This window comes from Candidatus Ornithobacterium hominis, from assembly GCF_951229915.1.
Classification (GTDB): Bacteria; Bacteroidota; Bacteroidia; order Flavobacteriales; family Weeksellaceae; genus Ornithobacterium; species Ornithobacterium hominis.
This window is the reverse complement of sequence record NZ_OX579588.1, coordinates 235,063-247,055: the sequence shown is the minus strand read 5'-3', so window position 1 is coordinate 247,055 and position 11,993 is coordinate 235,063. Positions and strand designations below refer to the sequence as shown.

Below are 11,993 nucleotides of genomic sequence, written 5' to 3'. Positions count from 1 at the left end.
TCTTTGCGCTATGCAAATACAGGTTTTCAAATCCAAAATACATCGTGCGACCGTTACTGGCGCAGAACTCAACTATATGGGGAGCATTACCATAGACCCGATTTTGATAGAAGCCGTTGGAATGCTCGTAGGTGAACGCGTACAGATTGTCAACATCGACAATGGTGAGAGACTTGAAACTTACATCATCGAAGGCAGAAGAGGTTCTGGTGAAGTTGTTTTGAACGGCCCTGCTGCTAGAAAAGTTCAGCGAGGTGATAAGGTCATCATCATCGGCTACGCCTTTTGCACACCAGAGGAAGCTGCTGAGATAAAACCTCAGATTATCTTCCCCGATGACAATAATCAACTGAATTAATTCTCTATGGGCATATTGCTCAAAAACACTTTAGCGCTGTGCATCTCCTTTTTGCTAGCAGTTATATTAATTTGGTTTGCCTTTCGTGGAATTGATTTGGAGCGAATCAAATTATCTTTTGCCAACGCCAATCTTTGGTGGATTTTCATCTCAGTAGCTCTTGGCATTGGAGCGTATTGGCTTCGGAGCGAACGCTGGAAAATCCTTTTAGAACCCATCAATTCCAATATCAGTAGCAAAGACTCTTTTATAGCTATTTGCATGAATTATTTTGGGAATCTCATCATTCCTCGCTCGGGCGAATTGGCTCGTTGCACATCGCTCTATTCAATCACCAAAACGCCTGTTGACCAATCCTTTGGCACCGTGATTGCTGAACGAGCCATTGACATTTTATGCTTTGGTGTCATTTCTTTATTTACCTTATTTTTCAATTTTGATTTGGTTATAAATTTATTTAAACAAATCTCTTTTCAGGAAAGATTGAATAGTACTCCCAGTTGGAGCATTCTTGTTGGAATTTTTTTTATCATTTTCATTTTTCTTTTTCTCAAAAAAATCAAAAAACTTTCTTTTTATTCTAAATTCGAAAAAATACTTCAAGGGATTTTGCTCGGCTTAAAAAGTATTCAGAAAATACGCCAAAAGAAATTATTTCTGCTCTACACTTTTTTGATTTGGTTGGCTTATTTTCTAATGACTTACCTTATCGTTTTTGCGCTCCCTGCCACACAAGAAATCAATTTAGCTCAAGGCTTTTATATCCTCTTTGTTGGTTCCATTGGCATGATGATTCCTGCCAGTGGAGGCGTTGGAGCTTATCATGCCGCGATGCGATTAGGGTTTATCACACTAGGATTTTCAGCCGAAACAGGTTTAGCTTTTGGATTTTTAGTCCATACGCCACACACGTTAATCTCTTTATTTTTAGGGATTTTAGCTTTTATTTTAAATTTAAAAAACCAAAAATTTTTAAAGGCTTAGAAAATTATTATTGCATTCCGCTTTAAATAAACTATTCTGATGCTTATTTTTGTCCCAAATTCATATCAATGAGTCAAGTTAGAGTTCGTTTTGCCCCTAGCCCCACTGGCCCATTACACATGGGCGGTGTACGCACGGCTTTATTCAATTATTTATTTGCCAAAAAACACAACGGCAAGTTTCTGCTTCGCATTGAAGATACCGACCAAAAACGCTATGTGGAGGGTGCCGAAGATTACATCATCAAAGCCCTGAATTGGTGCGGGCTAACTCCCGATGAAGGACCAGAAACTGGCGGAAATTTCGGCCCATACCGTCAATCGGAAAGAAATGATATTTACCAAAATCACATTCAAACCTTGCTCAACGAAGGCAAAGCTTATTACGCTTTTGATACTGCCGAGGAGTTAGAAAATCTGAGATTAGCTGCAGAAAAAAGAGGTAATGCTTTTCTCTACAATTCAGCAAATAGAAATGAATTAAAAAATTCCCTCAGCCTTGAAAAATCTGAAGTCGAAGAACTTCTGAATCAGAAAACTCCTTTTGTAATTCGATTTAAAATTCCTGATAATGAAACGATTAGAGCTCACGACATTATCCGTGGAAATGTCGTAGTAGAAAGTAACACCTTAGATGATAAAGTTTTGTTCAAATCAGATGGATTACCAACTTATCATTTTGCCAATATTGTCGATGACCATTTAATGCGCATCTCGCACGTCATCCGTGGCGAGGAATGGCTACCTTCTTTGCCATTGCACATTTTGCTCTACAAAGCTTTTGGCTGGGAAGCGCCACAATTTGCACATCTTCCATTAATTCTAAAACCTGAAGGAAAAGGGAAATTAAGCAAAAGAGATGGTGAAAAATTAGGATTTCCAGTGTTTCCATTGGCTTGGGAAACTGAAAATGGAATTCATGACGGGTATCGAGAATCTGGATACTTGCCTGGTGCGTTCATCAATATGCTAGCGCTGCTGGGCTGGAACCCTGGCACCGAAGAGGAAATCATGGATTTTCCTAGCTTGATTCGCTTGTTTGATTTATCTAAAGTAAATAAGTCTGGCGCACGATTTAATCCTGAAAAAGCCGTATGGTTCAATCAACAATATCTGCAGCAGTTGACCAGTAAGGAACTTTTGGCTTCGTTCCAAGAAATCATCAAAAGTCACCAAATTCAGCCGAACGACGCTTTTGATTTGAAAGTGATTGACGCCGTAAAGGAACGTGCAAGTTTCGCCCAAGACCTTTGGGGAAATGCTTCGTTTTTTTACCAAGCGCCACAAGTTTTTGATGAAAAAGGTGTGAAAAAAGTTTGGAAGGAGGATACAGAAGAAATTTTAAAGAATTTTCTAAGCCTTCAAAAAAATATTGAAATTTATTCAGCAGAAAACATTCATGATGAAATTCAAAATTTTGTAAAAACTCAGGAAATAGGATTTGGAAAAATCATGATGCCACTACGCTTATCAATTGTTGGGGCATTGCACGGGCCAGATATTCCACTGATGATGGAACTTCTAGGTAAAGATGAGATCGAAAAACGAGTTCAATTTTTTATAGATTACAGCCACTGAAAACAGAAAATTTGAAACAAAATTTTGACACACTACGGCGGCTTTCGCTATCAATATGCTCTGCGATGTTCTTCACATTACTGAAGCATCCGTGGCTGATTTTACCGAGCGTGAAGGCGACTTTGCGTTGCTCTGCCGCTGCAGAAGCCCATTTTGCAGATAGTCATTACGGTGAAGGCGAAGCCAATGCTTACAAACACGTTTTATGGAATATTTTTTTGGCTGACTTTAGTCGTTTTTGGCTTAAGACTCCCAAAAAAAGAATTTTTTGGGCAAAAAAGATTACCGATTTGCACGAGCAGTGTTTCCCTAATTTACCAGCTTCTCAAAAAATGGATTTGGAAAATAATGAATTAGGCCGAAAAATTTATTTAAAACATTATAAAGATGTCAAAAAATCAAAAGATTGGGAATTTATTGCCCTGAAATATAAAAATGAATTTAGCCGCCTTACATAACATTTCTCCTTGCCCCATTCAAAATGTGAATATGCCGCTTCTGGAAGAGAGAAATATTGGGCTTGACATTTTGAGAGAAGATATGAATCACCCTCTCATTCAAGGGAATAAGCTACGAAAACTGAAATACAATATTCTAGAGGCACATCGGCTGGGGTTTGAAACTATTTTGAGTTTCGGAGGGGCGTTTTCTAATCACATTTCGGCACTAGCAGCCGCAGGCAAGACTTTTGGATTTAATTCAATTGGCGTCATCAGAGGTGATGAATTGGCAAAGCAGCCACTCAATGTGACACTAAAAGATGCTCAAGAAAGAGGAATGAAACTTGATTTTGTGAGTCGATCTGCGTATAGGAGCAAAAATCACCCAGAATTTATAAAGACTTTAAAAAATCATTGGGGGAATTTTTTTATTGTGCCAGAGGGTGGCAGTAATGAACTGGGCGTGAAGGGCGTAACAGAAATGGTAGATGAACGCTTTTTAGATTATGATTTCATCGCGACGGCAGTAGGTTCTGGTGGTACTTTGGCTGGAATTTTACAAGGCTTAAAAAATCAGAGAAAAGTATTAGGCTTCCCAGCACTTAGAAATGCTAATTACCTAAAAGATGAAATTGGAAAATGGACTAATTTCAGGAATTATGAATTTATTAACACATATCATTTTGGAGGTTTTGGGAAAATCCCTCCTGATTTAGTTACTTTTGCTCAAGTATTTTATGAATGTTCAGAAATTGTTTTAGACCCATTATACACTTCGAAGATGTTTTATGGGCTAATTGATTTGATTGAAAAAAATTATTTTAAACCTGGTACAAGATTGTTGGCAATTCATACTGGGGGCTTGCAAGGCATCTCTGGTGTGGAATCGAAAATGGGTAATTGGGTCAATAGATTATGAGAAAAAAATATTTTTTATACTTCTTATTTGCTATCACGTGGTGCAAGTCTATTTTAGCTCAAGATCGAGATATTGACTATGTACAGCGATATGCTCTCTTGGCAGTAAAAGAAATGGAAATTTATAAAATCCCTGCCAGTATTACGTTGGCACAAGGGATTTTAGAGACTGGTGGCGGGCAATCGAAGCTTGCTAATCAAGCAAATAATCACTTCGGGATTAAATGTAAAACTGAATGGACTGGCGAAACTATAACTCATGATGATGATGCTCTAGGAGAGTGCTTTCGCAAATATGCAAGTGTGGAGGAAAGCTACCGAGATCATTCTAAGTTTTTAGCTGAAAGACCTTATTATAAAAATTTATTCGAATTAAATTTAACGGATTACAAAGCTTGGGCTCATGGACTAAAAAAAGCTGGCTATGCAACGAATCCTCGCTATGCTTATATTTTAATCAATAAAATTGAGAAACTTCATTTGCATCAGTTTGATTTAATTTCAAATCAAGATGTTTATGACCAATTGGTGAAATTATATGGCCCAGTCAGCCGTAAAATTGTTGACCCTAGCTACGAAGAAATCCTACCTAAAAACCCAGTGAAAGTAGCTGAAATTCAAGCTAAAAGAGAGGAAAAAGAAGCAAACAAGAACTTTACTGTTGAGGAAAGTACAACCCCGAGTAATCCTGTAGATAGAATTTTAGAACACCCCAACCATCTTGATTACATTATAGTAGAAACTGGTGAAACCATCAAAAAGATTGCTGATTTATTCAATATTTCTCAGAAAAATTTAATGCTTTATAATGAGTTAAAGTCTCCAAAGGATTTAAAAGCTGGTCAGTTTCTATTTTTCAATCATAAAAAAAACTGGGGGCAAGAGCAGTACCACACCGTGAAACCAGGCGAGACGATGTATCTCATTGCCCAAAAACACGCAATGAGAGTAAGTAAATTATATTACAAAAACCGGATGGAGAAAGGTCAAGAACCTCAGCCCGGTGACATTTTATATTTAAGAGGACGAAAACCAAAACAATAATGAGATACCAACGTAGCAGCGCACTTTTCAAAGAAGCACAAAATGTTTTACCTGGCGGTGTAAATTCACCAGCAAGAGCCTTCAAAGCCGTGGGCGGGACGCCTCCTTTTATTGATAAAGCTAAAGGAGCCTATATTTACGATGCCGATGGAAATAAGTTTGTAGATTACATCAACTCTTGGGGGCCGATGATTTTAGGGCACGCTCACCCCAAAGTAACCGAGGCTTTAATCAACCAAGTGGAGAAAGGAACTTCTTTTGGCACGCCGACGGAGTTAGAAACGGAAATAGCTCATCAGGTAATCAAGATGGTGCCAAACGTTGATAAAGTCCGTTTTGTGAATTCCGGAACAGAGGCTTGCATGAGTGCTATTCGCTTAGCGCGAGGTTTTACTGGGCGAGAAAAAATCATCAAATTTGCTGGTTGCTATCATGGGCATTCTGATGCATTTTTGATTGATGCCGGAAGCGGATTAGCTACATTTGGCAAACCCAGTAGCCCTGGCGTTACACAAGGTACTGCCAAGGATACACTGATGGCAAATTACAATGATTTAGAATCGGTTCAAAGATTATTCCAAGAAAATCCAGAGCAAATTGCCGCCGTCATCATCGAACCTGTTGCGGGAAATATGGGTTGCATTCCTCCGAAAGAAAATTTTCTAAAGGCTTTAAAAAATCTTTGTTCTGAAAATCAAAGTTTACTAATTTTTGATGAAGTAATGACTGGCTTTCGACTAGCTATGGGCGGAGCTCAAGAACTTTTCCAGGTAGATGCTGATATTGTAACTTTTGGTAAAATCATAGGTGGCGGGCTTCCTGTGGGTGCTTTTGCTGCTCGCCGTGAAATTATGGATTATTTAGCTCCAGTCGGGCCAGTCTACCAAGCTGGTACTCTGAGTGGCAACCCATTAGCGATGTGTGCTGGGCTAGTGACTTTGGATCTTCTCTACAAACACCCTGAGTGTTTTAATGATTTAGACAGTACGACTTTAGCCATTGCTGAGGGAATTAATGACATTTTTAGTCAAAAAGGCATTGAGCACCAAATCAATATGGTGGGGTCTATGATTTCTATATTCTTTACCGATGTAAAAGTTGTAGATTTCGAATCGGCTAAGACAGCAAATAACCCTACATTTATTAAGTTTTATCATCATATGCTAGATGAAGGAATTTATCTACCGCCTAGCTCATTTGAAACTTGGTTTGTAGGATTAGCCATTAGTGATAAGGAAATTGATAAAACTTTGAGCGCTATAGAAAAATTTGAAATTTAAAGTCTTTTTAAAAATTTATTTATTAAATTTGAAGTCTTATATTTTTTGATGGGGGATTAGCTCAGTTGGCTAGAGCGCTTGCATGGCATGCAAGAGGTCACCGGTTCGACTCCGGTATTCTCCACTTTTCCTCTCTTTTTGATTGAGCTTTCTTTGTGAATTTATAAAGGCTTAAAAAATTTCTAGCTCAGTTTGTTTTTAGGAATGCCTCAACCTAGAAAAAATAATACGAGGTTAATACTACTCCACGACCTGCCTTTTTACCATAGTTTTTACTGTCTTTGGTTTAGTCTAAAGGTTTCGTAACTTGCTGAAATTCTAATTTTTCCGACCTCGAAAACAATTTTCTTTATCTTCTGTAATTCGCTGATTTATGGTATGATACAAGTGTACAAACAAAGCAGGAAGTAAGAGAAGAAATATTGCAACAAGTGAAAGATGAGGGAAGTATAATTGTGCCAAAGGCTGAATATACAGCATTACGACACGAAAAAAAGTTGCTAAAAGGTTAGTATGAGGCTAATCCAGAGGATAGAAAATTATACAACACACACCGAAAAGCAATAATGAATTTAGAGCAGAATAATGAAAAAATATTCTTTGAAAATCCTGCATCTTCTGAATTTGGAAAGGGAGGTAGTAAAGGTTTTTTTAGTTTTTATTTAAGTCTAATCTCTTTATAAATACTATCCTTATCAGAATGGATATTATTTTCATTTATTTTTTGAAAATTCATTAATCTTAGCATATAATAATCAACTGAATCTTTATTATTATAAAAATCACCAAGTTCTTTTTTAAGATAAGCATTTGCCCCATCCACATCTCTTAAGAAAACATTAATTATTTTGTCTGAAACACCTTCTTCTCTTGCTTTAGAACTATTGAATACATAAACGGTATCTTTTAATTCTAAATATTGAAAACCTATCAATGCCTCTTTTTCTGTGAGTTTTGGATAATCTTTTTCTTCATTATTTTTTTTTGAACAAGAAAAAATTAACAATAGACTTATAATAAAATATATTAAACCTTTCATTTAGTTTTTTTAATTAAAATTCAAAACTACAGTATTTAAAGGTAGCCATAATGTCTTCTTTGGTAGTTTCTCTTATAGCATCGTCATCATCGGAACAAGAAGATATTATTAATAAAAAAACAAATGAAATATAAGATAAAAAGTTCAAGTATTTCATAACGAATAAGTTTTAGTGTATGAGTTAAAAATAGGCAAATAATTTTTTTAAAAAAATTGCATTGATTTTCTTGTCTCAAATGTAGCAAAAGAGTGGAATTTATAAAGGCTTAAAAAATTTCTAGCTCAGTTTGTTGATTCAAATCATGCACAAACGTTATTAATTTCATCTTTTTGATTTTAACTTTGTGTTCACAAAATCATTGTATGAAATATTTTTTCTCCTTTCAGAAAGCTTTATTTTTAATTTCATTCCCTGCTCTTCTCCAAGCTCAAATCAAAGAAAATCCTTCTAATTCTGAGAATTCTTTGCTCCAATCTAGAAAACATAAAATCGGCTTTTTCTTCGTAGGAAATTACAATTATGGACTATCTAAAGACACTGATGCAGGTGGCAAATACAGGCCTGATGCTGAAAGCAACAATGACTTTTCGCTTCGCTATGCACGATTGAACGGTACTTTTCATTTGAATCCAAAATGGCAAGCAAATTTTTTGTTCAATTTAGCCGATTTCAAACATAACAATTTGAAAAATAGGGTTTTAGAAATTGCTTCGGTAACTTACAAGCATAGCCCTTACCTCAATTTTCGGTTTGGGCAATTTAGGCCTTATTTCGGTGTAGAAAACACTTATATTGCACAGAATCAAAAGTCTGATTACCGCACCAATTCTTACCTGCTGATGGGCGCTAGCCACTGGCAAAGCTTCCAGATTGGCGCCTCATTGTACGGGGAAATTCATTTAGGAAGCATCCCTCTAAAATACTACTTTAATGCTTACAACGGAAATGGGAAAAATAAACCCGCTGATGACGATGCCTACAAAAATTTCTCAACACGCCTAGAATATGAAGTTTTAAAAGGATTTACACTGGGAGCTAACTACGCTACGACTAAATACAAAGGTAAGCCAACGCGAGTCTTCACATTTGATCTACAAACTGAACATCAACTTGCTAAGCAACTCAAATTCATCACCGAAAGCCAGTACGCTAAAGGACACAACATGAAAGAAATTAAGAATCAGGGGGTTGACAAATCAACGGTAGATAATTATCAGTTTCAAAATTGGTACGTGACTTCACTTTTTCACTACGATACACGGCAAGATTTCCTCAAAGCTTTAGAATTTTCTTATCGCTATGAGGATGTGAATGCAATTCAAAAATTGAACAATCACCAAATCACACACACACCTTTTCTTTCTTTTTTGTTTGAAGAAAATAATAGTTTAAAGGTCAGCTTTGGAGCAAAATTTAATCGCTATAAGAATAAAAATATGAATTTCACTCCCAACGAAGATTCATTTATCTTTCAGCTTCAGTTTAATTATTGAAAAATTTTTAAAGCCTTAAAAAAAATTTAAAGATTTAGAGATATTATTCATATTTTTATTAATTTTATTTGAATCTGTTTATTAAAAATTCTTTTGGCAAACTTAGTGTAATTGAGAGTTAAATCAGAAACCCAAAAATAATCTTGAGTAGATTTCTCTGCTTGCATTCTATTTTCTTCTAAAAATATTTTAAGTTCATTCGCTACAATTAATGGAGAGTTGATGATTTTAATCCTCCCTTCGTAGAAAGAGTCTACCCATCTCTGAATAAATGAATAATGCGTACAGCCTAGAATTATTGTATCAATATTTTGCATTTTCTTGCGAGATAAATACCTGTTAATTAACTGCTTAGATATATCTGATTTACTCAACCCCTCCTCTATCATCGGCACTAGAAGCGGCGTCGCTAGCTCATAAACTTGAATATGCTTATTAAACCTTCTAATTTTTCGGGTATACATTTTTGCATTTACCGTTGCCTGCGTAGCAATCACACCCACCTGCTGATCAAAACCAAAGGCTACTTTCTCTGCTACCGGAGTTATAACGTCAATGACTTTTATCTTCCTCTCCCGAGCTAAATTTTTAATTTCTTTCAATGCATTCGCCGAGGCTGAATTACAGGCTACAACAATAATTTTACAATCTTGTTCTAGTAAAAATCGTGTAGCCTTTTGACTATATTCTTTGATTGCTTGCGCAGATTTTTGCCCATAAGGCAAATGCTTCGTATCTCCAAAATAGATTATATTCTCTTGCGGGCAAAAGTTTTTAATTTCTTTAGCGATGCTTAACCCACCTACGCCTGAATCAAAAATACCAATGGGGCGAGAATCTATCATGCTACAAATTTAAACAATAAACATTTCTGCGGCGATTCCATCAGCAAAAAATCGAAATTCTGGATTTAGAAAAATTCGATTTTCCTTTTGCTCAATGTAGTTTTTCTGTATTAATCGCTCCAAATTCTCGTGCCATTCCGCTAAAACACTTGATGAAAACTGGCTATTAACTTCATCTAAATCAACCCCGTAACTTGTTCTTAGCCCAATCATTGTGAGCTCATTTATTCGGTTCTCTTCCGTCAATTCTTCAATTTCAAGAGGAAGTGTATTCTCTTGCAGTGCTCGAATATATTTCTGGTTATTAGCCACATTCCAAGCACGTTGTTTCCCATTAAAGGAATGTGCTGAAGGGCCTAAGCCAAGATATTTTCTACTCTTCCAATAATTGGAATTATGCCGAGATTCAAATCCCGCTAAGCCGAAATTACTGATTTCATAATGAGTATAATTATTTTCTAGTAAGATTTTCACCAAGAAATCAAATTGTGATTTCTGTTGATTTTCATCAACTTTCGACCACTTCCCCGTCTTGATCTTGTGTGCTAAAGCTGTTCTAGGTTCAACAGTCAGTGCATAAGCCGATAGATGTGGAATGTTGAGTGTTAAAAAGATTTCAATATTTTTTTCCCATACTTCATTTGTCGTTGTAGGCGAACCATAGATTAAATCTATCGTCATATTTTGATAACCAAAATCTTGAATTAAACGAATAGCTTCTTGAGCTTGCTGAGCAGAATGAGCCCGATTCATCAATTTTAAATCTTCTTCAAAAAATGATTGAACGCCAAGACTGAACCGATTGATTGGCGTATTTTCTAAGCCTTGTAAAAATTCCACCGAGACATCATCGGGATTTGCTTCTATGGTAATCTCTGCGTTTTCAGAAATTTGGAAATTTTTTTTTAAGGCTTTAAAAATTTTTTGCCACTCTTCTGGATTTAAAATAGAGGGTGTTCCGCCGCCGAAATAAAGCGTCTCTAGTGGTGTTTGAATTTCATTTCTCCTCAGGAAAATCTCTTTTTCTAAAGCCTTTAGAAATTCCCCTCGCTCCTTGGTTTGGGTAGAAAAATGGAAATTACAGTAGCTGCATTTTTGTTTGCAAAAAGGAATGTGAATATAAACCGAAGACATACTAAAGTTGCTTTTTTCTTCTTTTGAAAGACAAAGTTAGGATTCTCTGAGAGATTTAATTGTAATCTTTCAAATTATCTGCTTATCTCATCTACAAAACTTTTTCTACCGATTTTTTGAGTAATGATGTCTTTTTCTAATCGGTAACCTCTCGCTGGCGAATATTCTCGCCCATACCAAATGATTTGTAAATGCAATTTATTCCATAAATGCTTAGGAAACAACCTTTTAGCATCCATTTCGGTTTGCACCACATTTTTCCCGTTACTTAAATTCCAACGCCACATCAGTCTGTGAATATGCGTATCTACTGGGAATGCTGGGACACCAAAAGCTTGAGCCATCACTACAGAAGCCGTTTTGTGCCCAACTCCTGCCAAAGTTTCCAATTTTTGTATATCATTCGGAACGATTCCATCAAAATCATGAATCAATTGTTCTGCCATGATTTTCAAGTTCTTAGCTTTAGAATTAGTTAGCCCGATTCCTTGAATTAAATTTTTAATTTCCTCAACTTCCAAATTTGCCATTTTCTTAGGCGAATCTGCCACAGCAAAAAGGCGAGGAGTGATTTCGTTCACCTTTTTATCAGTAGTTTGAGCAGAAAGAGCCACGGCAACCAAAAGTGTATAAGGATCTTGATGCTCCAGCGCAATGGGCGGGTTTGGGTAAATTTCTTCCAATGTATCTATCACAAACTGAACTTTTTCTGCTTTTGTCATTCCTAGGTGAATTTATTTTTTTAATATTGATGCAAATTTAAGTTTTGTGAAACAAAAAATTGCAATTCAGGGCGGGCTAGGGAGTTTTCATCATGAAGCTGTGAATCAACTATTTCAAAAAAAGCGGTTGATATTATAGAAAAAACGCTTTCCATTAT

At 36.2% G+C, this 11,993-nt stretch carries 12 protein-coding genes and 1 tRNA gene; 9 read left to right on the top strand and 4 right to left on the bottom strand.

The window, feature by feature from the left end; genetic code table 11:
- Positions 1-10: 10 nt before the first annotated feature.
- From panD to QOX03_RS01120, 8 genes are all read left to right on the top strand, one after another.
- Complete coding sequence (gene panD / locus QOX03_RS01155; RefSeq protein WP_283671164.1) at positions 11-358, top strand: aspartate 1-decarboxylase; 348 nt, start codon at positions 11-13, stop codon at positions 356-358.
- 6 nt (positions 359-364) lie between these two features.
- Positions 365-1,342, top strand: a complete 978-nt coding sequence (locus QOX03_RS01150; RefSeq protein WP_283671163.1) for a lysylphosphatidylglycerol synthase transmembrane domain-containing protein — start codon at positions 365-367, stop codon at positions 1,340-1,342.
- Between the two features lie 68 nt (positions 1,343-1,410).
- Complete coding sequence (gene gltX / locus QOX03_RS01145; RefSeq protein WP_283671162.1) at positions 1,411-2,919, top strand: glutamate--tRNA ligase; 1,509 nt, start codon at positions 1,411-1,413, stop codon at positions 2,917-2,919.
- 65 nt (positions 2,920-2,984) lie between these two features.
- The gene (locus tag QOX03_RS01140; RefSeq protein WP_283671161.1) at positions 2,985-3,377 is read left to right on the top strand and encodes a DUF6973 domain-containing protein; all 393 of its coding nucleotides are present in this window, start codon (positions 2,985-2,987) and stop codon (positions 3,375-3,377) included.
- Positions 3,355-4,278: a 1-aminocyclopropane-1-carboxylate deaminase/D-cysteine desulfhydrase gene (locus tag QOX03_RS01135; protein WP_283671160.1), complete on the top strand. Its 924-nt coding sequence runs from the start codon at positions 3,355-3,357 to the stop codon at positions 4,276-4,278. Before QOX03_RS01140 ends, QOX03_RS01135 begins: the two co-directional genes overlap by 23 nt.
- Positions 4,275-5,321 carry a glucosaminidase domain-containing protein gene (locus tag QOX03_RS01130; protein ID WP_283671159.1) on the top strand — a complete coding sequence of 349 codons (1,047 nt, stop codon included), beginning with the start codon at positions 4,275-4,277 and terminating at the stop codon, positions 5,319-5,321. The genes QOX03_RS01135 and QOX03_RS01130 overlap by 4 nt, the downstream gene beginning before the upstream one ends.
- On the top strand, positions 5,321-6,601 hold the full coding sequence (gene hemL, locus QOX03_RS01125) for a glutamate-1-semialdehyde 2,1-aminomutase (RefSeq protein ID WP_283671158.1): 1,281 nt from the start codon (positions 5,321-5,323) through the stop codon (positions 6,599-6,601). Before QOX03_RS01130 ends, hemL begins: the two co-directional genes overlap by 1 nt.
- Before the next feature lie 50 nt (positions 6,602-6,651).
- Positions 6,652-6,725 (top strand) — tRNA-Ala (locus QOX03_RS01120).
- Positions 6,726-7,259: 534 nt separating this feature from the next.
- Here the strand turns inward: QOX03_RS01120 and QOX03_RS01115 are convergent.
- Positions 7,260-7,640 carry a hypothetical protein gene (locus QOX03_RS01115; protein WP_283671157.1) on the bottom strand — a complete coding sequence of 127 codons (381 nt, stop codon included), beginning with the start codon at positions 7,638-7,640 and terminating at the stop codon, positions 7,260-7,262.
- A gap of 363 nt (positions 7,641-8,003) precedes the next feature.
- Between QOX03_RS01115 and QOX03_RS01110 the strand changes: the two genes are divergently transcribed.
- Positions 8,004-9,134, top strand: coding sequence for a porin family protein (locus QOX03_RS01110; RefSeq protein WP_283671156.1), 1,131 nt, complete (start codon positions 8,004-8,006; stop codon positions 9,132-9,134).
- A gap of 47 nt (positions 9,135-9,181) precedes the next feature.
- Here the strand turns inward: QOX03_RS01110 and murI are convergent, their stop codons facing one another.
- The 3 genes from murI to nth form a co-directional block, all read right to left on the bottom strand.
- On the bottom strand, positions 9,182-9,979 hold the full coding sequence (gene murI / locus QOX03_RS01105; protein ID WP_283671155.1) for a glutamate racemase: 798 nt from the start codon (positions 9,977-9,979) through the stop codon (positions 9,182-9,184).
- Between the two features lie 9 nt (positions 9,980-9,988).
- Positions 9,989-11,113, bottom strand: coding sequence for a radical SAM family heme chaperone HemW (gene hemW, locus QOX03_RS01100; protein WP_283671154.1), 1,125 nt, complete (start codon positions 11,111-11,113; stop codon positions 9,989-9,991).
- A 74-nt stretch (positions 11,114-11,187) separates the two neighbouring features.
- The gene (gene nth, locus QOX03_RS01095; protein WP_283671153.1) at positions 11,188-11,835 is read right to left on the bottom strand and encodes an endonuclease III; all 648 of its coding nucleotides are present in this window, start codon (positions 11,833-11,835) and stop codon (positions 11,188-11,190) included.
- Positions 11,836-11,993 lie beyond the last annotated feature (158 nt).

Coding starts and splice junctions, on each gene's coding strand:
- panD (WP_283671164.1), top strand. CDS start 11: ATGCAAATACAGGTTTTCAAATCCAAAATACATCGTGCGACCGTTACT.
- QOX03_RS01150 (WP_283671163.1), top strand. CDS start 365: ATGGGCATATTGCTCAAAAACACTTTAGCGCTGTGCATCTCCTTTTTG.
- gltX (WP_283671162.1), top strand. CDS start 1,411: ATGAGTCAAGTTAGAGTTCGTTTTGCCCCTAGCCCCACTGGCCCATTA.
- QOX03_RS01140 (WP_283671161.1), top strand. CDS start 2,985: ATGTTCTTCACATTACTGAAGCATCCGTGGCTGATTTTACCGAGCGTG.
- QOX03_RS01135 (WP_283671160.1), top strand. CDS start 3,355: ATGAATTTAGCCGCCTTACATAACATTTCTCCTTGCCCCATTCAAAAT.
- QOX03_RS01130 (WP_283671159.1), top strand. CDS start 4,275: ATGAGAAAAAAATATTTTTTATACTTCTTATTTGCTATCACGTGGTGC.
- hemL (WP_283671158.1), top strand. CDS start 5,321: ATGAGATACCAACGTAGCAGCGCACTTTTCAAAGAAGCACAAAATGTT.
- QOX03_RS01115 (WP_283671157.1), bottom strand. CDS start 7,640: ATGAAAGGTTTAATATATTTTATTATAAGTCTATTGTTAATTTTTTCT.
- QOX03_RS01110 (WP_283671156.1), top strand. CDS start 8,004: ATGAAATATTTTTTCTCCTTTCAGAAAGCTTTATTTTTAATTTCATTC.
- murI (WP_283671155.1), bottom strand. CDS start 9,979: ATGATAGATTCTCGCCCCATTGGTATTTTTGATTCAGGCGTAGGTGGG.
- hemW (WP_283671154.1), bottom strand. CDS start 11,113: ATGTCTTCGGTTTATATTCACATTCCTTTTTGCAAACAAAAATGCAGC.
- nth (WP_283671153.1), bottom strand. CDS start 11,835: ATGACAAAAGCAGAAAAAGTTCAGTTTGTGATAGATACATTGGAAGAA.